We start from the raw sequence: 26147 nt of genomic DNA, 5'->3' as shown, positions 1-26147 counted from the left end.
CAAAATATGGACATCTCATGCTTTTTCTATTCAAGCTTGAAAACTCTACTAAATAAAGAGTGCTTTTTTCAGCGGCCTCTTATATGAAGGTGGCTTTTTAGACTAATATATCCTTGTGTTCTTGCCTGTTCTACCAGAGTTCCTAACTTGGCAAGAATTTTAAAAATTTTATATTAATATTAACAATGATAAAATTAAAACTCAAAAAGGAAATATAACATAAGCTCCAAAGGTATCATATTTAAATTGAACCTTGTTACTAAGTTTTGATACTATTGCATCCCTATATCTATTCATTACATTTATATCATCCTCAACTGGACCTATAGCACCACATCTCATATAGTAAATATAGTTTTTTAGGAGTCATCTGATAAAGTCCATCTCCTAAATCTAGTCCCCTACTTAGCATAATTTAATAACAATATTAATATATATTAAAATATAACAATTTATTATAGTAGGGGAGAAATGGAAAACTTAATTAATAAAGTAATAAATATTGATTGTTTAGAAGGCTTTAAAAAGATACAAGATAAAAGTATAGATTTAATAGTTACATCTCCACCATATAATTTTAATATAAACTATGATGTATACGCTGATAACAAAACCAAAGAAGACTATGAGAACTTTTTGGATAAAATTACAAAAGACATGTTTAGGGTTATAAAAGAAAATGGTAGGGTATGTTTAAATATTCCATGTGATGGTAAAATGACCTCACATGGTGAGAGTCTTAAGTGTGATACTTCTTATATTATTAAGAATATTTTTTATGACAATGGATTTAAATATAAGGATAAAATATATTGGGACAAAAAAAATATTAAAAATAGAACCGCATGGGGAAGTTATGAATCAGCATCATGTCCTAACATATTGATTCCATTTGAAGAAATAATAGTATTTTATAAAGGAAGTCCCAAGAAAGAAAAAGTTGAAGATAATGTTAATGAAATTATAGATTATGAATTTCAAACGTATTCAAATGGTCATTGGGAAATAAAAGGGGAAAAGAAGAATAAATATGGTTGTCCAGTACCCTTTCCACAGGAATTACCAAGTAGATTAATAAAATTGTACTCTTACAGAAACGACATTGTATTGGATCCATTTGCAGGAAATGGCACTACTTGTTTAGTAGCTAAAAAATTAGGAAGAAATTACATTGGTTTTGAACTTTCTGAAAAATACACTAAATATGCTAATGATACTATAAAAAAATTGTAATATTACACTATTACTATAATCAACACCTCATATAAAACTCTTGTATGTGGTGTTGCTCTTATCTAACTAGGTTATATTGTTAAGCGAAAAATAACATAAATTTCACGCACTTACATCTCACAAGATTTATAAAAAGTCAAATATGGTTCACTCCATTTGAATTTACCATTTATTTTATAAACTCCATATATACTAATTTGTTTTTGATTTTGTAATACCAATCCAGAGAATTTTTGGTCAAGCTCTCCTTCATTCTTTGCTATATTTTCTATGCCTATTAATTTATATTGTATTATAAAACGCTTAACATGGTTAAATATGTACAATTTTAATCATCCATATATCTTTAGATTTAAATGTTATGCATATATTAATGATTTAGGGTGGACTAATTATAAAAGTTTTATAATTAAGCAATCAATATAAATTATTGGTTTTGAAACAAATTAAGAATAACTTGAATTAATAGCCCCTGTGACAGTGAACTAAAATAACAGCGGATTTTTGCTACTTGAATTTCATGTGTTTTTAGCTTTCTACTGAATATTATAAAGTTGGTAATGAAATAATAATAAATATAAATGAAATATTTCCCTAGCTTATTTATTATTAAGAAAGAAGGATCAACTTATGATAAGCGAACTTATGTTAGATATTATTTGTTCTTATGGAGACTATAGGAAAAACACAAATCCTATTAACAAAAAACACATACTTGATATCGTAGATAATAAATTTATAATGCTTCTTAAAAATCTAAAATATATAGATGATAGTATATATACAATAGAAAGAAACAGAATACAAGGCAACCCTAACATACCATTTATTCCCATGGTTAGTATACGTTCGAAACAACTCTCTCCTAAATTTAGTACGGGAATATACATCGTGTATTTATTTAAAGAAGATGAGGGTGTTTACCTCTCTTTAAACCAAGGAACAGAAGGTAGAGAAAATAAAGAGATTTTATACGCATCTAAATTAATTAGAAATAGAATTCCCACTTTTGACGACTACAAAACTAAGATAAAGTTAGCAGATAAGTTCAAGGCAGAAAATAAAAAAAGTAAAACTGTAAGAGCAGAAAGCTATGAAGTTGGCAATATAATATCTAAACTATATACAATTACCACTTTAAATGGAATGAACAATGACGACATCCTGCTTAATGACCTCAAAGATGTTTTTAACATTTATGAAAAGTTATCATCAGAAATCCTTATGGTTGGCGATTTAAATAAATATCAAGAAAGATTAATATTATCTTATAAGCATGATTTATCAGAACTAGCACAAGATTATGATGGAAAAGATCAAAATATATATGAATGGAATCAAAAATCTGCAATATCTAATGATGCAGAAATTAATGATTCATTAGATATAATTATAACTCATCAATATAGTACTAATATAACCTATAGTGGTGAGCCCAAGAAAAAAAAGAAAGTAACCAAAAGCAATAAAGCTAAAGAAAACTATCCAAGAGATCCTAAAGTATCAGCAAATGCATTGAACTTAGCAAACTATAAATGTGAAATTAATATGAACCATCCTACATTTACAAGGCGAATATCTGGCAAACCATATACTGAACCACATCATCTTATACTATTAAGTGAACATGAAGATTTTAAATACTCCTTAGATATAGAACAAAACATCTGTAGTTTATGTAGTAATTGTCATAACTGTCTACATTACGGTGCAGATAATGAGAGAGAAAAAATTTTAAAGATTCTTTATAGTAAGAGAAAATCCTTATTAGAAAATGTTAAATTAAGCATTGATTATAATAAGCTAAAAAAATATTATAACATAAAATAAAAGTGGGTAACATAAGTAGATTTGTATTAATAAATCCACTTATGTTTTTATTACATAGATGTGATATCTCAACATATTTTGATGTCATTTAAATAAATTGCATTACAATATGTTCAAAATATGATGATCTTTTATTGGCTACTCTCATAAGTCCTGCTGGAACCTCTTCCTTTAACCTCCATACAAAACTTATAGGACTGTTCCCTTTATGGCTTACATACTCTCCTTCTCCAAGATAAGTATATGCTGAAGGTAATCCTTCCTTACTCTTATTTTCACGTACAAACAGAATTATCGTATTACCAGTCTTTGCATGATTTATATACCTCTGTCCCATTTCACTATCCACCGTAGTCCTACTCTGACTTTGCCAATGAAATAGTGTTTCATTAATAGCGCAATCGTCATATAACGTGGATGGTGAATAATCTTTTTCTGATTTATTTAATGTTATGAAAAATGCATCCAGCTTCTTTTCTTTAAAATGCTTTACGCCTTCTCTAAATGTTGGCTTTTTTGTTTTCATTAAAGTATTCTAATGCTGCCATAATTTGATCTATAGAATATGCACAATGTAAATCTATAGGACAAAGGAACCCTAACTCTAAAACCTTATCAACAAAATCAATATAAAGATAGTTATACTGTAGTATCTCAATTACCTCTTCAATAATTACCTTGTTATCTTTATAAAGAGCATCCTCAAAGGGATAAACCCAAGTTTTTTGGAGTTTCTAAATAAAAGCTATAATGTATCATTCCAAGCATTAATTTTTCTTCTTTATTAAACTCCACACCTTCTAATTTTATACCTCGAGTTAATACTTCTATTGTAAACTCAATAAGCTTTCTTGAATTAATATGGAACAAATTTTTAAGTCTCTTTGTCATAACCTCTTCATCTTTGATTACAAAATTCTGCCTTATTCCTGCCTCAACCTTCATTCTACTAAAACTTCTATCCCATTTTTACCATACACATCATTCAACGTATAGTTATAATGCTCTAAAAAATTACTTAAGGTAGGCTTTTTGCCTGTGTCACCTTCAAAGTATTTTAACTTACTTATCAAATTTGCTTTTGTGATCCTTGCATCCTTTAAGGCTTGTTATTACTCCATTTACCGTAATATCATTATTGTTATACACATTTTCTAATTCTTGTTTATCATAGCCTCCCCTTGTCCATTTAATTTTAGAAAGGTCAATGGAATCGGAAACTTCAAAATACTGAAATGGACTCAAAAGCTTTCTATCTATAGCTTCGGGCAGTCTCATTTCTGCTGCTATTCTATCATCAAAATACTCCAACACATTTTTGCCATCCATTCTTTCTGGCGTAGCAGTTAACCCTAATAACATTTTAGGTTTATAATGATCCAGTAGCCTTCGATACGATGGCGCTTCTGCATGGTGAAATTCGTCCACTATAATAAAGTCGTAAAAATCCGATGTGGCTTTTTCATAATGCTTAGTTGAGTTAAAACTTTGTATGCTCATGAACAGGTGATCTAATGAATCTGGCACATTGCCGCCTACAAATAAATCTCCAAAATTATTTTACTTTAAAATAACTCTAAATGTATCTCTGCTTTCCTTTAAAATAATTCTAAATGTATTTCTGCTTTGCTTTAATATTTCCTCTCTGTGAGCAATAAACAAAAGCCTATTATTATCCTTCCTATGTGCCTTTGTAAAATCCTTATAATCAAACCCCGCTATTACAGTTTTCCCAACTCCCGTAGCTGCAACAATAAGATTTTTGTTTCTATTAAATAAAGTTCTCTCAGCCTTCAATTCCTCCAGAATTTCCTTTTGATAATAATATGGCTTTATATCAAACATAAAGTTTACATCATTATCGGTTTTCCCTTCCTTATTCAATGAATTTTTAAGCCTTCTTTTATCCTCTTCATTCTGCCCATTAAAGGAAGTAAACTCATCGTCATTCAAGGCCTGAGGTTAACACTGCATTTGATAGATTTGAGGAACCAATATTGGCTGTAGTGAACCCTGTCTCTCTTTTAAAAAGATAAGCCTTTGCATGAAGCCTTGTTCTATCCGTATCATATGAAACCATAATCTCTGTATTTTTCAGCTTACTCAGCTCTTCTATAGCCTTGTAATCTGTTGCTCCCATATAAGATGTCGTAATTATCCTAAGTTTATGGTTATCATTATCCGTAAATTCCTTAAGTTCCTACCCTTTTTTCATCTATTGGGATATGATATTTTTAATCCAGAAGAATTCATCCCAGAATATACTACAGATGTAGTCATAAAAAAAGGCGGAAAAATTGATTATGTGATTATGAACGAATTAAGTCCGGTTCTTCTTATTGAGGTTAAAAACTGTCCGAATAAAAACTTAAAAAAACACGTTTCTCAACTATTTAGGTATTTTGCTGTTAGCAAGACCAGGTATGGAATGCTTACAAATAGTTTTAGTTTTATATTTTATACTGATTTAGATGAGAAAAATATTATGGATACAGAAAGTTTTTTTCACTTTAACATAATGGATCTAAATGATAATGATATTATTGAGATTAGCAAATACACAAAGAGTAATTTTAATGTGGATGAAATATATGAATCTGCTTCAGAATTAAGATATTCAAATAAAATCAAGCAATTAATTATTTCTCAAAGCAAAAAAACAAGTGATGCTTTTGTAAATTATATACTGGGTGAAATGCATATTGGTAAAAAGACTAAGACCTTAGTTGATATTTTCAGAGAATACACAAAGTCATCCTTAAAAAACTTAATTGCTGATAGTGGGCAACCCATTAATAAAGATACCAATTTAGAAGTTGCAAACATAGAAAATCAAGTAACAATGTCACAAATTGAAGTAGAATCTTTTTATATAGTTAAATTAATAATAAGAAAAATTATTGATCCTAAAAATATAACTTTCATTGATAGCGAGACACATTTCACTGTAATAATAAACAACAATTTAGAAAAATGGGTATGTAATGTTTATATGAAAAATAAAAAAGAAATAAGTTTACCTTATAATAACGAATCAGGTGAAATTACTTATGATTTTAAATCAATAGACGATTTATACGAACTTGATAATGAAATTATGGATATAGCTAGAAAAGTGATGATTTAAAAAATGTTAACTAAAACCCTTCACTTTTACATTTACCCCTTTTATGCTAAACTTATTTAGAGGTGTTTTGTATGAAGAAATTAATAAAAGTCGTAGGAGCTATTATCGAAAATAAAAATAATGAAATCCTGTGTGCTCTTCGCTCTCCAAGAATGACCATTCCAAACCATTGGGAGTTCCCTGGTGGTAAAATTGAAGATGGTGAAACTTTAAAAGAAGCTATTGAAAGAGAAATACAAGAAGAGCTATCATGTGAGGTTGAATTTATTAATATATTTAATGATAATACTCACGAATATGATAAATTCATAGTAAATTTAATTACTGTTAGGTGTCGCATAGCATCTGGTACTCCTACCGCATGTGAACATTCAAAATTGATATGGTTACATAGAGAAAATTTACTTTCACTAAAATGGGCTCCAGCAGATGTACAAGCTGTAAAGCAACTCCTATCAGAAAAGGTATAGCATTTTTTTTTGCTATACCTTTTTTATGAATTCTATATATTTATCTGTTGGCATTTCATTCTTTAATTTTATCTTAACCGTTATAGGCTTTTCACCTTCATACTCTATTACATCACCCTTACCTATGTAAATATAAGGCTCAGAGGCTCCATTAATTTGCTTATACTTTCTTACAAAAATATGTAGGTTAATCTCTCTTTGTTTATTAAAAATAATATTTTGTCCTCTGTCTGAACTTTGAGATGTAGCATTGGGACTTTGCCATTGAAAGTATTTGGTATCTATAAATTTATCTTTATAATTTATACTTTCCTTAACATCTTCTTCCTTATGTAAATCTACAAAAAGAAAATATTCACTCCCATTTGTTATAAGTCCACTTCCCCTAAATGAGCTGTGGATTTTAGTGTAATTAGATAGTAGTGCTGCATCTATCATTTGATACTGTTCATATAACTTAAAGAATGGCACTCCATAATACTTACTTTCAAACTCTTTTTCATATCTTATAAGAGCATAATTTATAACATCTTCAATGTACATTCTATATTTTTTATTATGTATTACTGCTTTAAAATCCCATTTACAGCTTAATATTTCACCATTAAGATCAAAGCATTTAATATTATTTTTAACTTGAGCTGAATCATAATAGTTTTGATTTAAACACTGAAAGGCGTGCATAATGCTATTATCATCTACAAACTCAATATACTTTAATATTTCATTTTTAGCCTGCACTAAGCTTATTTCTTCATGACTTAGTAAATATTTAATTATACTAACTTCATACACTCTTTTTATAGGCAGTCTTGCTGAAAGCGCTTTAATAATTTTGAAGAAAACTTCCTCTTCCAATAGTTTTTTCAACTCTTCATCATTCTCCATTTTAGCCACAAACCCAATATAAGTTTTTTCCTTATTTAAAAATCTTAAAGGATTTGGAGCTCCATCATACTTTATATAATCCATAAGAAAATAAGGAGTTTTTCCACAATTCATCATCTTAAACTCTAAATATTCTTCTTTTAAGTATTTCATGGAATTAAAATTTTCTTCAGTTAACTGCTCTAATATTCTTTCCTGAGCAATTCTATCTATTTGAATATTTGAACATCCAGGTATATTACCAACTGAGTTGCAACAGCTACCTTTAAGCTATCTTTATCATAATATCTTGCACCATTTAGAGCTAATGCTATTAAAAATACTTTTTTATGATTTCCTATAAAATCTAGTACAGTTAAAAAAGATTTTTCTTTATGATTTCTAAGCCCACGACCCAGCTGTTGTATAAATATTATAGGAGAATTGGTTGGTCTAAGCATTAAAACTAAATTAATAGCTGGAATATCCACACCTTCATTAAAAATATCTACAGTAAATATAACTTCTAAGTCATCCTCATCTGATTCTAGTTTTTTTATATTATGTTCTCTTTCATCAGCAGAATTTTCTCCTGTTAAACATATACTTCTTATCCCTCTTTTATTAAATTCAGCTGCCATATACTGCGCATGATCAATACTCGCACAGAAGCCTATTCCTTTACGTTTCTCTCCATCATAACCGTAAAATTCCATCTTATCGATTATGAAATCAACTCTTTCATTAACCTTTAATCTTTTAACTACTTCATCTATATCCTGAAGATTTACATCACTTAAATCAATACCCTCAATATCAGAAATACCAAAATAGTGAAAAGGAATAACTAGTTCTAGCTCCAAAGCTTCCCTAAGTCTTACTTCTAAAGCCACATTATTATCAAAAATATCGAATATATTTCCTCCATCACATCTTTCTGGGGTTGCAGTCATACCAAGTAAAAACTTTGGTTTAAAATACTCCATAACCCTTTCATAAGATGAACTCGAAGCATGGTGAGCCTCATCTATAATCATATATCCAAACTCATCGCACTTAAAATTCTCAAGATTATTATTCATTGATTGTATAGTTGAAAATAAATAATCTGCATCTAAATCTTTACTTGTACCAGTTAAAAGGCCTGTGGTTTTATCTTTATTCTTAACGATCTTTTTAAAAGCACGCTCCGCACCTCTTAATATTTCTTCCCTATGAGCCAAGAAGAGTAACTTTTTAGGTTTATAGCTAATAGCATCAAATGCTGACATATATGTTTTACCTGTGCCAGTAGCCGCAATAACCAATGCTTTATCTTCACCAGAAGCTCTTAATCTATGTAAATTATCCATAGCTTTCTTTTGCATAAGATTAGGCTTAATTAATTCATAGCTGCTAAACTCTAAGTTGTTATTTTGTAAAGTTTTCTTTATTTGCTTTAGAAATTCACTGTATCTATTAATAAATTCATCATCCACAATAGAAGTTACTTCCCACAAACTTAAATACTCCTCCAAAACCTCACGAGTAAAGCTATCATCTTTTTTAGAAATAACTTTAACATTCCACTCTACATTACTTTTTAAAGCTCTTTGAGTTATATTAGAAGATCCTATAATTATTTTATATTCTTCTTTATTTTCAAAAATATAAGCTTTAGTATGAAAACCTTTTTTATTAGTAGCCACAAAAATCTTTAAATCAATATTATTAAACTTATTTATCCTCTCAAGTGCCTTTGGCTCAGTAAAATTAAGGTATGTAGATGTTAATATCTTACCCTCCACGCCTTTTTCCTCAAGTTCCTTAAAAGTGTCTAATAAAAGCTGAAGTCCACTAAAATTAATAAATGCTACACTAAAATAAAACTTTTCACACTCATTTAAGCATCTCTTAAGCTCATCTAATAGATTTCCTTTTTCTGAATTCACTATTAGCTTGTTGTTTACTAGAAATTCTGTGTTTTCTATTTCTTTGTATTTAACATCAACATAACTAAGCTGCTGATGTTCTTTAATGTCTATTTTATCAAATGTTAAATTCATATTATCCCCCATAATTTAGTATGTATATATTTGTATCTACATTGTAAATTCTCTCCACTTATACAAATACCCCAATTTATCAGTTTTACCTTATAATTTTTTTGATTTATATAACTGCTTTATCAAACTAAATATATACTCTATATCTTCATCATTGCTTATTTGTATTTGATAATCGCCATTTCCCCAATGACCCGTATTGGAAACATCTCTTGCAATATTTCTAGGATCATCTAACATCCCTACTTTTGTATTCAACCAAATTTTCAAAGCTTTTTTTTGCAAATGTATATCTACCATTACCTTGTTATTATATATAAACCCTAATTCTAATTTTTTAGCTTTTATATCAATGGTGTCATCTAATGATTGTATAAAATCTTTTATCTTATCATATAACTCTACAATTTCCTCACTAGAGTTATTTAAGTGCTGTTCTTCTGTATATACCTTAACTTCTGTATTTACAATATCAACCTCAATACTGCTTGTAGCTATAGTCTTTATAGACTCACTAGTTTTTGATGATTTTATTAGATTAAAGTACATTGTATCATTTGTAAATTTCTTTACTTCCCATAACTCAAAAGGCAAGTCTTTAAAATTAATAGACTCCTTTTGATAATTACTAAAGGCTGGGGATACGAATATAACCCTTGATTGCGACCAATCCACATCTTCTCTCTTTAATGTACTATTACAGTTTTCATTATACTCAAGTATAAAATCAGCCTTATTATTAAGCATTAAAGAAAGATACGCATAGCCTTGATCTATGACACTAAAGTTACTAGTATTTTTATACTCAATTATAACAAAGGACTTACTACTCTCATTAAATGCTAAAGTATCAAGCCTAAAGTTGTTAAAAGAGAACTCTCTCTTAACAAACCTTAACCCAAATATATTTTCTAAATTGTTTTCACATAACTTATGAAGTTCCACTTCCTTTGAGAAAGTCTTTTCCTTTATTTCTTCTAAGTTATTGCCATCTATTTTATATAAAAACATAACCACTACCCCTTTACTTATAAAACTCTTCGCTTTCAAATTAAAAATCGCTGCATTAAACTTTTATAAACTTCTTTAAGATCTTCAAATATAATATAATCTATTCGTGTATTTTTAACATGGTGGCTTTTACACCCATTATACTTGTTATTATATAAAGTATTCGTGATTTAATGATGATTCCCTTTTTACTTATTACCACAGCTGCAAATATCGATAATTATTTTTATTGTCTTATACTTATTATATCAGCTAAATTTGATTGGTTTGATATCATTCTTTATAAAGAGTCTGCCTTCTTTAAAAAAGAAAATTATTCATTGTTGCTAATGCTAACATGCCAAAAGAGCTCTAGCAAGTTTGCTAGAGCTCTTCATATTGATAAAAAAGTTAAACTTATGATATGTTATACTAATCTGTCTATTTCCAAGTCAAACTGTGTAATTTACACACAATGTTAGCTAGACTTTTATATGTGTATACCTGCACTTACTCAATAATAACTACCTTTCTATAGATCAAATGTCATCTAAAACATACAGTTTATTATCACTACCTACACCTTATAAACATCTAACATCTTATTTGCTCTTATTTTAATAAGCTAAGGTCCTCACTAAGGCCAACCTGGTTCGTAGTGTAGTAGGCTGATTATTTAAATTTGCTATAAATATTCCTCATCTCTTGTATATCAACATTTATACAGTATTATCTCTTAGTATCAAATCTACTTTTCACTATCAATATAGGTTTTCATATACTTTTGTAATTCCCTAAATGCCTTAGGATACTTCTTTTTTCTTTCTTCTAATGAAAATGGTATTATAACATCATCGCCTATATATTCTGTCATAATATCTGAAAATATGTCTATTTCATCATATACCAATTTACAATCTCCTAAATAATATTCTGTTATTAAATTTATATTTTCACTTCTATTTAATTCTGTCATATCAATTATTGATTTTGAAGGAGTTCCGACCTCAATACAAATATATTTTTCATCTTTACAATCATATACCATATTTTTAATAAATCGTTTTGTTAGATATGATTTTTTTTCGTCAGTTATAACTTTAAACATAGCTTGATCTATATAAAATCTTCGGTCCTTAACCTCATATATTTTATCTATAGTTAAATTACTTTTTTCCAAAATATATTTAAAGTTAGTTTTAGTAACTTTTTCATATTTAATTACTATTCCATCTCCAAAATCAAAATTTTTTTCATTCAAATTACATTCATTATTCATCCAAACATAAGTTATGTTTTTTTTATCTAGTTTTTGAATATTATAAGAATTATTCAAACAATATCCCTCTTTAAATATTATATATTCACTCAATTTCTTTAACCAATGCTCTTTCCTTAGTGATCTATGAATAAAATTAGTCTGCCTAATATTCCCATTTTCATCTAATATATCTGTAGTTATAAGTAATTTTGCAATTATATCCTTACAAACATCTACTACTAATTGTCTTTCAAACGGTAATTTATCATTACTTAATGCATTTCTATCCAAACTTAATTCTAATTTTCCATCATAGTCATATATGGAAACACGCGGCACTTCAGAAAACTCAGGAAAACTATATCCTTTAATTGAGTATCCTCTTGGTATTACTATTCCATTACAACACAATATCCAATCATTGTTCCATCTTCTGTTATAATTATTGTAAGTCCATTTAATGTCTTTAAATATATCACTTGATATGTTGTACCATTTATGCGATAATTGTCCATCTCCCGGATTGTCATATATTGTATTGGTTTTCCAATCGCTAGGAACCTTAAATTTTATTATAGGAGTTGTAGAACGATACCAAGAATACCACGCAGTACTACTACTATTACTACTATAATTACTCTGCTTACTAAGTTGATTATATTTATCTTCATCTAATTTTATTTTTATAGTTGTTCCAAATTTACATTTTATCTTTTTAACTTCTATTTGATCTGTATCAATCTCAGCTTCAAAGCATAATCCTTCCTTTTTCAGATCATTTACATTTCTTGTGGTAACCTCAATATTTTCCCCCAAAAGGAAACTAGCCAATACTCCAACTCCAAATTTACCAGTCCGCTGAATTTCTGATTTCCCATCTATATCAGTGAATTTTTTTATCCACTCATCATTACGTCTAAAAGAAGCACCTGCTTTTAAAAAATAATTAATTAATGTTTTCTCCGTCATACCAACACCATTATCTGAGATAATAAAAATCCATTCTTTATTTTTATTTTCATTTATTGTTATATTAACTTCTGGTGTATAGTTTTTATCTTTAGTAAGATGTTGTCGTTCTCTACATGCATCAACAGCATTTTGAATTAACTCTCTTATTCCATAGGATGGATCATTTCCATATAATGGGGCTACTAATAATTTTAGTAAATCAGAATCAAAATCAAATGTTACTTGTTCTGGTATAAATTTCTTTGCAAATTGTGATTTTTGATTAACTATATTTGATTCAAACCTTCTAATTCTTAATTTTAAATCCTTTAATTTTTCAATTCCACCATAAGTCTCACCTAAAATAGCCCAACAAGTATCAAGTTCTCGTTGAATATCTTTTATCCAATTTTTTATTTTTATAAATATTTCACTATTTTGTGGATTACACTTTATATATAATAGTTCAGGGTCTGAATCTCCTAAAATTTGATATTTAACAGCTTCATTCCAATCCCATTCCTTTAAAGATATAGGGCTCTGAATTTTTCTAATATTTTGTAACAAATGAGGTGCTCTATCCCCTCCAACATGCATATAATCAGCAATACGAATTAATGACATTAAATAAAATATACAAACATCATTAGGTCTATGGTACATTATATCGTAATTTAATTTTAAATAATCAAATGTATCTCTAATATCCATACCATGACTTCTACCCAGAACAGCAATTATATCTTTATCCTCTTCATCTATTCCATCAACAAATTGTTTATAACAGCCATTCGCTTCTGGGAACCCAGACATCACTATTTCATGTGCTAACCTATGATGATACTTCCTAAGAAACTCTCCATAAAGCATTTTATCAATTTTATTTAGCTCATTTGTATCAATAGGAGGAATTCTTATATTGATATTTTTAACTTGACCAAATATCGATTTAATTTTTTTATCACTATATCTCTTAGCTTCTTCAAAGAAGTCATCCCATAAACTTTTCCACGTTTTGTCATCAAAATCCTCAATAATCACTTTACAATTCATAATTGTCTTTAAACCCTCATGCGAAATATACATTCCTAGATCATGAACAATAGTACCTAATATCAAAACCCATATATCCTTAGGCTTCAATATATTAAAACTTTCTTCTGTTATCAATTTATCTTCAAAATTCAACACCCATTGTATATGATTTTCCCCATGATAAGTATATTCGGGAAAAAATTCCAACATATTATTTTCAAAAATGGATTCAAAATTACTTATAGTTGATAATACACTAGAGTGTAATTTAATATCTTGTTTTAATTTTTCTTCAAACCTCTTTGGTATAGTAATCATTAATATAATCCCCCTGCATCTTTACTATTTCTTTATATTGTAAATTATACAATATTCATCAATATTTTCATAGTCTCGATTTAAAATTAGCAAACAGAACTTATCCTCTACGTTACCAATTTCTATAACGTGGTCGTGTCAGCAAAGCAATAACAAATTCACTCCGTTCATAAAAACCCTCGGGGTAAGTAAACAAATTGTGAACACAATTTGTTTTACTATAATTCAAACAGATTTATATATCAAACGTTTTAAATATAGAAGATTTGCTTGTTTTAAACAAAATATCTCCTCAAAATAAATTTGCATATCTAAACATCCAGTACACACCTGTCACACTACAATCTTCATCGCCAGCATATATAGAATTCCAGGAAGGTCATACCTCGTTCGCCTGTTTTCGAGAAAGGTGGATAAATATAGAATTATCCTTGATCTCTCTAATATAATTAAATTAAAATGTAAGAAAACCCACAACTAATTAAATAGTTGTGGGTTTTACTGTATAATAAATACGATTTTCTATTCTTCCTCTAGCTTTTTTCCGTCTAACAAGTAAAGTTTATCAGCATATTTAGACTCATCTGAAATCTTCAGCTCAGAATTTTTAGCCGCTTGTTTAACCTGAGCACCAGCTATGTTAGGTTTGACAATACACCCAGCTCCAGCAACGCATCCACCCGGACACGCCATTCCTTCAATGAGATATCCATCATACTTTCCTTTTGCGGCATCATTACACATCTCCCTACATTCTCTCAGTCCATTCGCAGCTTTAATCTTCACTTCTCGCCCTGGATGTTCTTTTTTTATCAAATCAGCTACAGCCTTAGCGACTCCACCTGCAACCGCAAAGCCTCTTCCTGAACTAGTTGCTTCATTACTCAAGCTCATATCTGTACCAATTATTTCTACTTCTTTGGCTTCAAGCATTCCAGATAACTCCTCATATGTAATTACAAAATCAACTTCACTTTTTACGCTTTTTCTGGAAGCTTCTAATTTTTTCGCACTACATGGCCCAACAAAAACAATCATTGCATCTTTATGTTTTTCTCTCACAAGTCGAGCAGCAAAAACCATTGGAGTCAAAGTCATTGAAATATTTTCAGCATATTCAGGATATAATTTTTTAGCCATAACAGACCATGAAGGGCAGCATGAAGTACCCATAAAGGAAAGTTTTTCAGGTACATTTTCTATAAAATCTTTTGCCTCATCAATTGTACAAATATCTGCACCAATCGCAACTTCAACAACATCTTTAAATCCAATTGTAATCATCGCTCTTTTAAAATCATTAAATCCAACATTTTTACCAAACTGCCCCACATATGATGGAGCTACAATTGCAATTACTTCTTTCTTTTGATTAATTGCCTGAATTAGTTGAAATATTTGGCTTTTATCAGATATTGCTCCAAAAGGACAATTTACCAAACACATTCCACAGCTAACACATTTATCATAATCTATTGATGCTCTGCCATATTCATCCGTATATATTGCATCCACTCCGCATGCCATGGCACATGGACGCCCATGTTTTATTATTGCTGAATACGGACACACTTTAGCACATAAACTACACTTTATACATTTTTCCTGATCAATAACACTTTTCCCATTAGCTATACTAACTGCGCCTTTAGGACAAACTTCTACACAAGGGTGTGCTAGGCAGCCACGGCACATATTTGTAACTTCATAGCTATTTGTTGGACAAGAATTACAAGCAAATTTTATAATATTTACAAGTGGCGGTTCATAATATTTTGAAGGTTTTGTTGCCCCCTCTAATCCCTCCGTAATTGATCTTGGTTTATCACTTGGTCTTAAATTTAGTCCCATTGCCAAACGGATTCGCTCACTAACTATTGCTCTTTCAAGAAATGTACTTTCTCTATACTTACCCACCTCTCCACGAATGATCTCATATGGAATATTCTCTATATCTTTTAAATTGTCTTCAAAGGCCATCTTACTTACGGCCGTAAAAACTTTGTGTCTAATATCAGTAAGTGTTTTATATTCGTATTTCATTATTACTCCTTTTATGCTTTGATATTTATAAAAACTACATATATATATTCTTCGTTAGAGTATCATATAGCAACAATTTAGTCAATTTTGTTTGTGTATTTATTTTACTTATAGCTTTTTATATTATAACTGGTTAATTATCATGAATTTTTCTTTAATTGCTGTGATTGTACCTTGAACAGCGCTCTTACCTTTTTTCTATATGACTATCCCATTACAATGGTCTACTTCATGTTGAATAATTTGAGCAATCCATCCTGAGTATTTTCCCCTTCGCTTCTTAAATCCCGAATCAAAATACTCTACTTCTATCTCTTTGAATCTATTAGTTTTTCTAACACCTATAAGTGAAAGACATCCTTCTTCTGTTTCATATTGACCCGATTTATTCACTATCACAGGATTAATCATCGGAACGTTCATATCACCCATACTGATCACAATAATTCTTTTTTTGACACCAATCATATTAGCTGCCATTCCTACACAGCCTTCTTTATTTGCTTTAAGCGTATCAAGCAAATCCTGTATCACCTGAGCATCTGCTTTTGTAGCAAGTTCTGATTTTTGATTAAGAAAGAATATGTCTTTCATAATTGATCTAACCATATGTTATACTCCTTCTTTAGTCTTATTTATATTTTTAAATGCTTCCTCTATTGTACAAATACATTATGGAACTTGTATTAGAAAATGCATAGCAAAATTTGATTTTACTATACATTTTCTATGAATTCAATATAATTTCTTAATTAATAATGGTAACTTATCTAATTTTTCACTATATCTTTCTTCATTAAATAACTCCTCGTTTTTCAAAACATAATATAGCTCTTCCACTAAAACTGCTCCAATCATTTTCTTTGCCATATCTTGTGCATATCCACAAGCTACTAATTTTTCAAAAACTTCAGTTGTACATTTAGGATTGTTATCCTTTATTTGATTTTCAACAGTTTCCATAATATGGTCTTTTAATTTATCCTTTACCAAGATTGCATTTCCCCTTTATTTAGTTATTGTTTATCGCAAACATTGTTCTCTAAATGCTAAACATCTATATCAATGATAACATAGCTGATAAGAAATATTAATACATTCATCCCTTTTATGCTATCTTCTTTTATTGTAAATTCAAAACTGTAATTAGTTTTGAAAAATATATTGACTTCAAATTGAATAGTAGTTTGTAAATGTTACAATAAGCCTGTGAATTTTTCAGTGAGACAATAAAATCCAAAGAATAAAAAGACATTTAGGTGTGCAGTGGTTTATATTAATAAGCTTAGGGAGAAGAATGCTTATGTAGATTTTATTGCAGATGATAACATGGTGGATTGACTATACGAATATATTAAAAGGGAATTCATTTGAATTCCCTTTTAACTTGTTAAAGACTAGAAAGGCAGTAAAAATAAAATAAACATTATCTACTCTGCATCAACATGATTTGATTAAGCCACTCAAATGCTGCAGTATATATAATTAAAATATCCTCTTTAGATTCTCTAAAATTCACATTATATCTTGGCTCTGATACCCATCTAATAATTTCAAATTTCCTTTCGACTATTATATTCGGCACCTGTGTCCCTTTAGGAAGAGACGAAATTAAATAACTTATATTATGTGTCTTATACTTTCTGTCAGTCAAATCATTCCCATTAAGCTCTAAAAGTGCTTTAATTATTTTTTCAATTGCTTGATTTACATGATAAGCCGCATAATTAATTTCTACTTCGTCTGTGCAATTTGTAAGACCAAAATTCGCATACTTCAAATCACTCTTAGCAAGATGCAGATAATTGCTCATATATTCTTACCCCTTTCGCCCAAGCGTTCCTATAAAAATTATTATTTTCCATATCACTAAGGAATAGTTTTTTATTATATCCAAATAAATCAATTTCTCCAAACTCGTGTAAATCTACAGTTGGATAAAACTCAGAAAAATCACCTAAAACGATTATATCAATATCACTAAAGCTACTACAGAAAAGCGTTGTGGCACTACCAAACACTATAATATCAGTGATGTGCTTACCAACATTATCTTTTAATAATAGATTAGCAATTTCATAAACTTTCCTTTGTTTGACTGGATGTATACATTCATAATTATCCAACCCAATTAAATTTTCAAATTTATAATTGGTATTATTACTTGTATTAAAAATATTATCTAATGCATAGAAATCTTTTAAACATTCTATCATAATATTTCACCTTCCTATTCTTATATTGTATCACTACATAAATTGAGTGTAAATAACAAAGGGTGACTGTCACTTGTCTGTAGATTGCAATATAAAATGTCCGAAATTTTCAAGAAAAATATAATGTTAAGTTGTAATGGTTTTCCGTTCCATCATATTAGCAGATAGACCGTTAAAAATCCTTCTTGGATAATTGTTGATCCAGTGCTGTATTTGCATAATTTGTTTTTTAGAGAATGCTGAAATATCCACACCTTTTGGGATAAATCGTCGTATCATTTTATTGATATTCTCGTTTGTGCCTCGTTCCCATGAACTATATGGATGGGCATAATATACTTTAGTTCTCTTTCGTTTATTCCTTACTGAGGTCTCAATACCCTCGAAATCAAGGTTCTCACAGCCGTTATCACAGGTGATTGTTTTAAATGTTTTTGAGAATGCCATTCCCATTTTACGCTCCAATTTGTCCAATTCCTTCACAACAGCGACCTGTGATTTAGAAGGTATTTTAAAGATTAACTCCTTGCGAGTTACTCTTTCGCTTAATACCATTAATACAGTCTTCGTACCCTGCTTTCCTACTACGGTGTCCATTTCCCAGTGCCCTATCTCATCACGTGCAGCTACCGCTGTAGGTCTTTCTGATATACTTGTTCCTTTGGTATTGTTATACGCCGGCCTTATTTTTTTATAGTTTCTCTTTTTGGCATTCTTTTTAACAGGCAGATCTTTGTTACTTATGTTTAAGAATAAATTATTATCCAAATAGTTATACACAGTTTTGAAGCAAATAGTTGTTTCGAATTGTAGATCTTTATTTGTTATATTTTGAATAGCTGCATACGGAGATTCGCCATATTTACCAATGGCTTTTTCTAAGTACTTCACCAATTTGTGATCTTTCCCTATTTTCAATGCAGGCCCTTTTGCTGTGCCTTGTCTGTCATGTTCTGACTGCCCAATTTCTGCGCTATATTCCATTCGAGTGGTTAAATCACTATTCAATAATTCTACTATTCCTTTAGCAATTTCACGCCTTATTGTACGCTCTGAACGTCCACCTATTTGCTCCGCAATACAGCTTGAATTTAGCCCCATTTTGTATAATGTCTCTATCTTTATACGATCCTCATATGTTAGGTGTTTACCTTTTTTGTTCTCTGTGATAAAATTTGATTGACTCATTTGAAATCCTCCTGTACTTGTGTTGGTTTAGTCACTTAACATTGTACAAGATTTTTTCTCTTGAGTCTTTATTTTTTGTTCTATGGTCATTTCATTTTACAACTTACCGACTGTCACTTGTCGAAAGGTGTAAAGTTAGTTGTTTTAAATCAAATTATTTATACCATTAACCGTAGTTTGTTCATTGTCATTAATAGGAATAACTATGCATTTTTGGCCATTAATTATTTGAGATTTTATTTGAGATACTTTTTCTGGTTTTACTTGTAGTATAACATCATAATGAGGGGTAACATTATTATCTTCTGAAAATGCATCTGGAACTTTCTCTAAATTAGTTTCTAAAGTTTCTTCTAAATCAGTTATTGAAGCTTCTTCTAAAACCACATTATCATCATTAACTTCTGTAGACAGGTCAGTTTCATTATCTATAGTATTCTCTTTTTCAACTTGATCAAGTCTAGCTTGAAGTATTTCCACTTGTTTTTGAAGGCGTTCTTCCTTTTTCCTTTGCACATTTGCCTTAAGAGCCTTTGCGTCAATTAAATTTTTAGCTATTGTGATATCATCACCAAAGTTCTCTACATAGGAGTTTTCAATCTCAGTAGTAATTTCTCGTGGAACTTCACTTTCTATTAAAAGTTTTTGTATATCCTTCTTTGTTAAGCTTATAGGTTCACAGTCTGCATCATCGTTTAAATCATTGTATTCTTCTATCATAGTGCTTAGGTTTTCTTGTATATCCATAAAAATTTTATCAGCTTTAATTTCATCTGAACTAAAAGAATCTTTAATAATTGATTGGAATGTTTCCTTTTGCACCGTAGCCGTTTGTTTTGAAGGACAACCTAGAACATTTTCCATTAATTCAGTATGTGTATCCTTTGCATTTTTTGTATAATACATAATAGAGTTAACATCTGAACTACGATCAATAAAAGCAGGAAACACAAAGCCATTAATTGGGGACTCGACTACCCAATCTCTAATACGTGCTTTTATTTCATTTTGCTGTTCAAAGTATCCAAGACCAGGCTCTGAAAGTGAAACTGGACATATTGCACATAACACATATTCATATACTTCTTCAGATTCATCTATCTTTATATTATCTCTGGTTTTGCTAACAACATCATAAGCATCATGAAAAAAGAGTATTAAAAAATTACCAGTGTAATCATAATTGTCTATAATCAAATCATAAAGGTTATCTACAAGAGCATCATCTTTTAATTGACTGTTTTTAAGCTGCATAAGTGAAGTCTGCCTTTCATTTGTAAATTCTTCATTAGTTGAAAAGTTAAGTTCTAAAATATTATTCCCAATAGTTCCAGACAGTACTTTTTTAGCAATTTCTAAATATTTAAAGTATTCATCCTCATCTAAATTTAGAAAGCTTTCTCTAAATTTTAAAATAGTATGTTTTTCTCCATTAACATAGCAGCCACACATTTTAGTGAAGGTGCATTGTTCTTTTTTAAAACGTCTTTTTAACTCAAGTATATCTTTTCTTCTCATGTATAAACTCCTTAATTTATAGACAAACCTTACGTAAATTTATAGTTGAAATGGTTTGTCTTTAGTATTTTTTATTTGTAGCTATAATTAATATATTATCGTTATTAATTATAGTATTTTTTTTACAGAAAATAAAGGATTTATATATCAGTTTTTTAAATGATTTCTATTGAGAATAGAATAGCAACACAGCTTGTCCGTTTCACTTCGAATTTATGGTATTTGTTTTTCTAACCCTACAGTATGAATTATTGGTAATTAATCTTTGCAATCTCACCAATAGACTGTGCGAAAACACAGCATCATGGTATAATTTTATATATGAGTATAGAATTTTATAATGAAAAAACAATATGAAGGAGCAAAAAAATGAATGGATTAATGATACTTATTGCTATTTTATTTATTTGCTTGTATGGAAGCATAAATTATTATATAGGTTTAAGGATGTGGCAGAACCTATTTCGCCATATTCCTTTTATAAATCCCAAAATATATTGGATACTGTTTTCAATAATAGCATCATCATATATTGTAACAACGCTTATACCTTCTTTCATACCAGCAATAATATCAACTAAATTAAATATTATAGGATCATATTGGATGGCAATAATGTTTTATCTTATTTTAATATTGCCTATAATAGATTTAATAAGAGTTATAAATAGAAAAATTATAATTATCCCAAGAAGTTTATCTGGCGATACTAATGTTTCGTTAATAGTAATGGGTCTAGTAGTTGCCTTTATATTTGGTGTAATGATATATGGTACTTGGAGTGCTCGTAGCGTAAGAGTAACAAAGTATGATCTAAATGTTGATAAAGTTGCGGGTAATCTAGAGACCTTGAAGGTTATTATGGTCTCGGACATTCATCTTGGGATTATGGTAGATAATAATAGGCTTACAGGTATGGTAAATAAAATCAATGATTTAAAACCTGACATTGTGTTAATACCTGGAGACATTATTGATAGTAGCATTGACCCTTTTGTAAAAGAAAACATGCGTGATAACTTTAGGCGAATTAAAAGCAAGTATGGAGTGTATGCCTCCCTTGGTAATCATGATGGAATGGGAAGTAATGTAGATGATGTAGTTAAAAATTTTGAGAATGCAGGTATAACTGTGCTGCGTGATACTTCAGTTTTGGTAAGTGATAGCTTTTATGTTATAGGTAGACAAGACCCATCCTTAGAGCGTGTTACAAAAATTAAAAGAAAAGATTTGTCATCCTTAGTAAAGGACTTAGATAAGACAAAACCATTTTTGCTTATGGATCATCAGCCAGTAAATTTAAGTGAACCTGAAAACCAGGGGATTGATTTACAACTATCAGGTCACACCCATAGAGGTCAGATATTTCCTGCAAATATTATAACCAATGGAATTTTTGAAATAGACTATGGGTATTTAAAAAAGAACAATTCTCAATTTATTGTATCTTCAGGTTATGGAACATGGGGACCTCCAATTAGGATAGGTAGCCGCTCGGAAATTGTTGAAATAAATCTTAAACTCAAATAATAAATAGTTATTTAGAATGTAGACGAAGCTACTATATTTCTTAGTTTAAAGTAATGTAGTAGCTTTTCCTTAATGGTTTATGGTTTAATTAGTAAGTGGGTCCAGCAAAGCGTGTCCCCACAACAGGGTCAGACCCTTGGCAATAAAAATACATCTGACAGACTTAAAATACTATAGTAAAATAAATATGAAACAGAAAACTTGAAATAATTTATATACAAAGGAAGTATACAATGGAAAAAAATATAAAAATGAGATATCCGAGCTATCTTAAAGAATTTAAATGTATAGGTGGAAAATGTACAGATAGCTGTTGTATTGGATGGGATATAGATATCGATAAGGTTACCTTTAGGCAATATTATAAGGTTCAAGACAAAGAAATGAAGCGAATGATTCAAAAAAATGTACATAATAATGATGAATACCTAAGTCCTGATATAGATTATGGAAAAATAGAATTAAAAACTGGAAAAAGGTGTGCTTTTTTAGATGACGAAAATTATTGTATTATTTATTCCAAAATTGGAGAAGAGTATCTTTCAAATGTTTGCACAACTTTTCCTAGAATAATTAATAAAGTAGATACATGTTATGAAATATCACTTGATATTGCCTGTCCGGAAGCTGCAAGAATTATTTTACTAAAAGAAGAAGGAATTGGGTTTAAAGAAAGTGAAGAAACTTTAGGCAAACATATACTATCAGGTGATATTGAAACCAGCTCTAAAGAATATGATAATTCGCCTTTTAAATATTTTAAAGAAATTAGAAATCTAAGTGTTGAAATAATACAAAACAGAAAGTTCGACTTAAGTAAAAGACTTTATATATTAGGTGATTTTATAAAAACATTAGAAGAAGAACTTAAATATAAGTATACTAATGTACCTAAATTTATTAGGGAATATGATATGAACTTAGTTAGTGATGGTTATGAAAGAGATCAATTAAGTTATATTGTTCAGATAGATTTTTTCAAAAAGATGATAGGCTTCTTAAATGTATCTAAAGAAGTGGATAGTCTTTATTTTAAGGAATATACTAAGCAAATTATAGCTGGATTCAAGTTTGATGAAGGTGGCGACGTTAGTAAACATTCAGAAATGTACATAAAAGCATTTGAAGATTATACTGAAAATTTTATGAATAATAATAGCTATATTTTCGAAAATTATTTGGTGAATTTTATGTATAACTATATGTTTCCATTTTCTGAATCAGAATCAATATTCGATGGATATATTATGCTTTTAGTAAGATATTCATTTATTAGATTTTATTTAGTTGGTAACTATCTATATAATAAACAGGATAACAAAGAAAATATAGTTGAATTTATTCAATCTTTATCGAAGACCATAGAACATCACAGAACTTTTTTAATTGATTCAATAAATTATATGAAAGAAAATAAACTTGATAATATACAATTTGCTAAAACACTTTTATAAAAATAAAAAATATTGAGTTCTCAATGTATATACAAGAGAGCTCAATATTTCCACTTAAACTTTGCTAAATTTAGAGTAACTTAATCAGCTCTTCTAACTCCTGCGATAAAACTTTTGCAAGCGTAAAATCAATATCTTTTAAAGCCAATTCTATTTTTGTTTCGACTAATTTTTTCTTTTGTTCAATTTCTAAATAGTCTTTGTCAAAATGATTAGCATAAATCATCTTTCTAAATTTTCGCATACTCATTTTTCTAATTGTCTTATCTTCAATGATTAAAACAAAATCCATACAGTTTACTATAGAATAGAAATCATGGGAAATCATGAGAATGGCACCTTTATAGTTTTCTATGGCTTTTTCCAGTGCTATTTGTGAATATGTGTCTAAATGACTTGTCGGTTCATCAAGAAGCAAAATGTTTGCTTTACTAGCAGAAACTTTAGCCAGTTGAAGCATATTTTTTTCTCCACCAGATAAAGCCCCTATCTTTTGATTAATGGCTTCTTCTTCGAAACCATAACCAGAAATATATGCTCTAACCTCTTGATTAGTTTTAAAACCAGCATCTAAGAACTCTTCAAGTATCGTATTAGACTCATTTAGTGTTTTGCCTTGAAGTTGAGACAAATAAGCCACTTCAACATCTTCATTTATCTCAATAGAATCATGATTGTTTTTAAATATTTCTCGAAGTAACGTCGTTTTCCCGGCACCATTTGAACCGATAAGAGCTACTTTATCAGTAGATTTAATCTCAAAGTTAACATTTTCTAGAAGCATATCATCAAAGGCAACACTGTAATCATTAACTTTTAAAACAATGGTTTCTTCGATTTCATTATCTGTAACTAAACTGATATTCGGTTGTTTAATATCTACAAATGGCGATTTAATTCTACTTTTTTCTAATCTTTCTTGAATTTTAACTCTAGCATTTAGAGCTTTCCCTTTAGAAGATTGATTATACTCAGTTGCGAGAAATCTTAACTTCTTTATTAAGATCTCGTTTCTCTCAAGTTCTTCATTATCAGTAGCAGCTAGTTCTTGTAACTCAATTTTAGTTTGAAGTAATGAGAAGTTATACTCAATATAGTTTCCATCAAACTCTTGGATCTCCATGTTTTCAAGGTGTAGAATTTTATTAAAACAATGATTCAATATATATCTGTTGTGCGTAATAATTAACATTGTTCCAATGTGCGAATTAATTAGATCTTTAAGCGAATTAAGGTTTTCAAAGTCTAAAAACACATCGGGTTCATCCATAATCATTAAGTCTGGACTATTTAGCATTTCCTTAATTACTTGAATAAGCTTGAATTCCCCACCACTAAGTTCAGATATCATTAGATCTTTATACTTGCTTAAGTTTGCAAGATTTAAGTTTTTATTAATGATGTTTTCGAAATCATCCCCATTAATTGCATCAAATGCGTCTAAAGTTTGTTGATACTTTTCTAGTAAAGAATCAATATCCGAAGATGTTTCCATTTCACTGCAAATAGATGTTATTTCATTTTGTAGTTTAATAAATTTTTCCCCTATATATTCGAAAACTGTAATTTCTTTCATTTCGCCCTGTTGCGAGAATTGACTTACATACCCAATTCTACAATTTGGGTCCATCTCTAACTTACCATCGAACATATATTTTTCTGGATCCATAATTATATCTATCAGTGTACTTTTTCCACTGCCATTTGTTCCTATAAAAGCACAATGTTGACCATCTTCTAATGTAAATGAAATATTATTATATAGATCCTTTTGCGGAAATGAGTAGGACAAGTTATCAATTTTTATCATATTATTACCTCTCTTTATCACTAAAAAAGAGCCTATAAAAATAAGCTCTTCAATATATTGTATTTTCAATTGCAACTCTACACTTGATTTTTATGTAGTAAGGACATTCTACTGAGTTTACCATTGTTAGCATAACATTTTTTACGACTAAATTCAATCATTTCATATTAAAGCTTCTCGTGATATCCGTTAATTCTAAAAAGTCTTTGCGAGCCGGGTACCCACTAACATGTTGACAAAAACACAACCTAAGTGTATAGT

General features: G+C 29.4%; 22 protein-coding genes and 1 pseudogene. 6 read left to right on the top strand and 17 right to left on the bottom strand.

Translation table 11 applies throughout. The annotated features are described in order from the left end of the window. Positions 1 to 201: 201 nt before the first annotated feature. On the bottom strand, positions 202 to 342 hold the full coding sequence (locus ACWJKS_RS06950; RefSeq protein WP_462960815.1) for a nuclease domain-containing protein: 141 nt from the start codon (positions 340 to 342) through the stop codon (positions 202 to 204). A 129-nt stretch (positions 343 to 471) separates the two neighbouring features. Between ACWJKS_RS06950 and ACWJKS_RS06945 the strand changes: the two genes are divergently transcribed. After that, positions 472 to 1233 carry a DNA-methyltransferase gene (locus tag ACWJKS_RS06945; RefSeq protein WP_462960814.1) on the top strand — a complete coding sequence of 254 codons (762 nt, stop codon included), beginning with the start codon at positions 472 to 474 and terminating at the stop codon, positions 1231 to 1233. Between the two features lie 110 nt (positions 1234 to 1343). On the opposite strand, the gene ACWJKS_RS06940 is transcribed toward ACWJKS_RS06945, so the two are convergent. Continuing rightward, positions 1344 to 1559 carry a hypothetical protein gene (locus ACWJKS_RS06940; RefSeq protein ID WP_462960813.1) on the bottom strand — a complete coding sequence of 72 codons (216 nt, stop codon included), beginning with the start codon at positions 1557 to 1559 and terminating at the stop codon, positions 1344 to 1346. Between the two features lie 304 nt (positions 1560 to 1863). On the opposite strand from ACWJKS_RS06940, the gene ACWJKS_RS06935 reads away from it, so the two are divergent. Next, the gene (locus ACWJKS_RS06935; RefSeq protein ID WP_462960812.1) at positions 1864 to 3063 is read left to right on the top strand and encodes an MrcB family domain-containing protein; all 1200 of its coding nucleotides are present in this window, start codon (positions 1864 to 1866) and stop codon (positions 3061 to 3063) included. Between the two features lie 88 nt (positions 3064 to 3151). On the opposite strand, the gene ACWJKS_RS06930 is transcribed toward ACWJKS_RS06935, so the two are convergent. The 3 genes and pseudogenes from ACWJKS_RS06930 to ACWJKS_RS06920 all read right to left on the bottom strand — a co-directional run. Next, positions 3152 to 3589 (bottom strand): DUF3427 domain-containing protein, encoded by a 438-nt coding sequence (locus ACWJKS_RS06930; RefSeq protein WP_462960811.1) that lies wholly within the window; start codon positions 3587 to 3589, stop codon positions 3152 to 3154. A 176-nt stretch (positions 3590 to 3765) separates the two neighbouring features. Further along, positions 3766 to 4008 carry a hypothetical protein gene (locus tag ACWJKS_RS06925; protein ID WP_462960810.1) on the bottom strand — a complete coding sequence of 81 codons (243 nt, stop codon included), beginning with the start codon at positions 4006 to 4008 and terminating at the stop codon, positions 3766 to 3768. Positions 4009 to 4182: 174 nt separating this feature from the next. Further along, a pseudogene (locus ACWJKS_RS06920) lies at positions 4183 to 5263 on the bottom strand (DEAD/DEAH box helicase family protein); the annotation flags it as partial. Here ACWJKS_RS06920 and ACWJKS_RS06915 point away from each other — a divergent pair. Next, positions 5231 to 6190 (top strand): type I restriction enzyme HsdR N-terminal domain-containing protein, encoded by a 960-nt coding sequence (locus ACWJKS_RS06915; protein ID WP_462960809.1) that lies wholly within the window; start codon positions 5231 to 5233, stop codon positions 6188 to 6190. The pseudogene ACWJKS_RS06920 and the gene ACWJKS_RS06915 sit on opposite strands and share 33 nt — an antisense overlap. A 71-nt stretch (positions 6191 to 6261) precedes the next feature. Next, positions 6262 to 6660: a (deoxy)nucleoside triphosphate pyrophosphohydrolase gene (locus ACWJKS_RS06910; RefSeq protein WP_462960808.1), complete on the top strand. Its 399-nt coding sequence runs from the start codon at positions 6262 to 6264 to the stop codon at positions 6658 to 6660. A 12-nt stretch (positions 6661 to 6672) separates the two neighbouring features. Here ACWJKS_RS06910 and ACWJKS_RS06905 read toward each other — a convergent pair whose 3' ends face one another. The 11 genes from ACWJKS_RS06905 to ACWJKS_RS06855 all read right to left on the bottom strand — a co-directional run bounded on the left by ACWJKS_RS06905 (position 6673) and on the right by ACWJKS_RS06855 (position 21092). Continuing rightward, entirely contained in the window at positions 6673 to 7701 is a 1029-nt protein-coding gene (locus ACWJKS_RS06905; RefSeq protein WP_462960807.1) for a DUF3427 domain-containing protein, read from the bottom strand. A gap of 56 nt (positions 7702 to 7757) precedes the next feature. Continuing rightward, the gene (locus tag ACWJKS_RS06900) at positions 7758 to 9572 is read right to left on the bottom strand and encodes a DEAD/DEAH box helicase family protein (protein ID WP_462960806.1); all 1815 of its coding nucleotides are present in this window, start codon (positions 9570 to 9572) and stop codon (positions 7758 to 7760) included. A 90-nt stretch (positions 9573 to 9662) separates the two neighbouring features. Further along, on the bottom strand, positions 9663 to 10583 hold the full coding sequence (locus tag ACWJKS_RS06895; protein ID WP_462960805.1) for a DUF5655 domain-containing protein: 921 nt from the start codon (positions 10581 to 10583) through the stop codon (positions 9663 to 9665). 727 nt (positions 10584 to 11310) lie between these two features. Continuing rightward, on the bottom strand, positions 11311 to 14127 hold the full coding sequence (locus ACWJKS_RS06890) for an HD domain-containing protein (protein ID WP_462960804.1): 2817 nt from the start codon (positions 14125 to 14127) through the stop codon (positions 11311 to 11313). Positions 14128 to 14649: 522 nt separating this feature from the next. Next, a complete protein-coding gene (locus ACWJKS_RS06885; RefSeq protein WP_462960803.1) occupies positions 14650 to 16170 on the bottom strand; it encodes a 4Fe-4S dicluster domain-containing protein in 1521 nt (506 codons plus the stop codon). 198 nt (positions 16171 to 16368) lie between these two features. Further along, positions 16369 to 16779 (bottom strand): peptide deformylase, encoded by a 411-nt coding sequence (locus ACWJKS_RS06880; protein WP_165412288.1) that lies wholly within the window; start codon positions 16777 to 16779, stop codon positions 16369 to 16371. 126 nt (positions 16780 to 16905) lie between these two features. Continuing rightward, positions 16906 to 17163: a hypothetical protein gene (locus ACWJKS_RS06875; protein WP_216304105.1), complete on the bottom strand. Its 258-nt coding sequence runs from the start codon at positions 17161 to 17163 to the stop codon at positions 16906 to 16908. Positions 17164 to 17596: 433 nt separating this feature from the next. Further along, entirely contained in the window at positions 17597 to 17983 is a 387-nt protein-coding gene (locus ACWJKS_RS06870) for a HEPN domain-containing protein (protein ID WP_220286931.1), read from the bottom strand. Beyond that, complete coding sequence (locus ACWJKS_RS06865; RefSeq protein ID WP_220286932.1) at positions 17958 to 18386, bottom strand: hypothetical protein; 429 nt, start codon at positions 18384 to 18386, stop codon at positions 17958 to 17960. The genes ACWJKS_RS06870 and ACWJKS_RS06865 overlap by 26 nt, the downstream gene beginning before the upstream one ends. Before the next feature lie 126 nt (positions 18387 to 18512). Further along, positions 18513 to 19574: an IS30 family transposase gene (locus tag ACWJKS_RS06860; RefSeq protein WP_224578950.1), complete on the bottom strand. Its 1062-nt coding sequence runs from the start codon at positions 19572 to 19574 to the stop codon at positions 18513 to 18515. Between the two features lie 144 nt (positions 19575 to 19718). Continuing rightward, positions 19719 to 21092, bottom strand: a complete 1374-nt coding sequence (locus tag ACWJKS_RS06855; RefSeq protein WP_462960802.1) for a DUF4317 domain-containing protein — start codon at positions 21090 to 21092, stop codon at positions 19719 to 19721. 369 nt (positions 21093 to 21461) lie between these two features. Here ACWJKS_RS06855 and ACWJKS_RS06850 point away from each other — a divergent pair, with 369 nt between their 5' ends. Then, entirely contained in the window at positions 21462 to 22622 is a 1161-nt protein-coding gene (locus tag ACWJKS_RS06850; protein WP_462960801.1) for a metallophosphoesterase, read from the top strand. A gap of 233 nt (positions 22623 to 22855) precedes the next feature. Beyond that, the gene (gene fliB / locus ACWJKS_RS06845; RefSeq protein ID WP_462960800.1) at positions 22856 to 24076 is read left to right on the top strand and encodes a flagellin lysine-N-methylase; all 1221 of its coding nucleotides are present in this window, start codon (positions 22856 to 22858) and stop codon (positions 24074 to 24076) included. A gap of 70 nt (positions 24077 to 24146) precedes the next feature. Here fliB and ACWJKS_RS06840 read toward each other — a convergent pair whose 3' ends face one another. Next, positions 24147 to 25886: an ABC-F family ATP-binding cassette domain-containing protein gene (locus ACWJKS_RS06840; protein WP_462960799.1), complete on the bottom strand. Its 1740-nt coding sequence runs from the start codon at positions 25884 to 25886 to the stop codon at positions 24147 to 24149. Positions 25887 to 26147 lie beyond the last annotated feature (261 nt).

It is taken from the genome of Clostridium sp. CM038 (genome assembly GCF_055081105.1).
Note: the sequence above shows the minus strand (reverse complement) of the source record. Positions and strands in the feature narration are given on the sequence as shown.

Bases quoted from the DNA above. Each gene is read 5' to 3' on its own strand.
- ACWJKS_RS06865 (WP_220286932.1), bottom strand. From the start codon at position 18,386: ATGATAGAATGTTTAAAAGATTTCTATGCATTAGATAATATTTTTAAT.
- ACWJKS_RS06900 (WP_462960806.1), bottom strand. From the start codon at position 9,572: ATGAATTTAACATTTGATAAAATAGACATTAAAGAACATCAGCAGCTT.
- ACWJKS_RS06915 (WP_462960809.1), top strand. From the start codon at position 5,231: ATGGTTATCATTATCCGTAAATTCCTTAAGTTCCTACCCTTTTTTCAT.
- ACWJKS_RS06905 (WP_462960807.1), bottom strand. From the start codon at position 7,701: ATGAAATACTTAAAAGAAGAATATTTAGAGTTTAAGATGATGAATTGT.
- ACWJKS_RS06840 (WP_462960799.1), bottom strand. From the start codon at position 25,886: ATGATAAAAATTGATAACTTGTCCTACTCATTTCCGCAAAAGGATCTA.
- ACWJKS_RS06950 (WP_462960815.1), bottom strand. From the start codon at position 342: ATGAGATGTGGTGCTATAGGTCCAGTTGAGGATGATATAAATGTAATG.
- ACWJKS_RS06870 (WP_220286931.1), bottom strand. From the start codon at position 17,983: ATGAGCAATTATCTGCATCTTGCTAAGAGTGATTTGAAGTATGCGAAT.
- fliB (WP_462960800.1), top strand. From the start codon at position 22,856: ATGGAAAAAAATATAAAAATGAGATATCCGAGCTATCTTAAAGAATTT.
- ACWJKS_RS06850 (WP_462960801.1), top strand. From the start codon at position 21,462: ATGAATGGATTAATGATACTTATTGCTATTTTATTTATTTGCTTGTAT.
- ACWJKS_RS06910 (WP_462960808.1), top strand. From the start codon at position 6,262: ATGAAGAAATTAATAAAAGTCGTAGGAGCTATTATCGAAAATAAAAAT.
- ACWJKS_RS06935 (WP_462960812.1), top strand. From the start codon at position 1,864: ATGATAAGCGAACTTATGTTAGATATTATTTGTTCTTATGGAGACTAT.
- ACWJKS_RS06890 (WP_462960804.1), bottom strand. From the start codon at position 14,127: ATGATTACTATACCAAAGAGGTTTGAAGAAAAATTAAAACAAGATATT.
- ACWJKS_RS06945 (WP_462960814.1), top strand. From the start codon at position 472: ATGGAAAACTTAATTAATAAAGTAATAAATATTGATTGTTTAGAAGGC.
- ACWJKS_RS06895 (WP_462960805.1), bottom strand. From the start codon at position 10,583: ATGTTTTTATATAAAATAGATGGCAATAACTTAGAAGAAATAAAGGAA.
- ACWJKS_RS06930 (WP_462960811.1), bottom strand. From the start codon at position 3,589: ATGAAAACAAAAAAGCCAACATTTAGAGAAGGCGTAAAGCATTTTAAA.
- ACWJKS_RS06880 (WP_165412288.1), bottom strand. From the start codon at position 16,779: ATGGTTAGATCAATTATGAAAGACATATTCTTTCTTAATCAAAAATCA.
- ACWJKS_RS06860 (WP_224578950.1), bottom strand. From the start codon at position 19,574: ATGAGTCAATCAAATTTTATCACAGAGAACAAAAAAGGTAAACACCTA.
- ACWJKS_RS06925 (WP_462960810.1), bottom strand. From the start codon at position 4,008: ATGAAGGTTGAGGCAGGAATAAGGCAGAATTTTGTAATCAAAGATGAA.
- ACWJKS_RS06885 (WP_462960803.1), bottom strand. From the start codon at position 16,170: ATGAAATACGAATATAAAACACTTACTGATATTAGACACAAAGTTTTT.
- ACWJKS_RS06855 (WP_462960802.1), bottom strand. From the start codon at position 21,092: ATGAGAAGAAAAGATATACTTGAGTTAAAAAGACGTTTTAAAAAAGAA.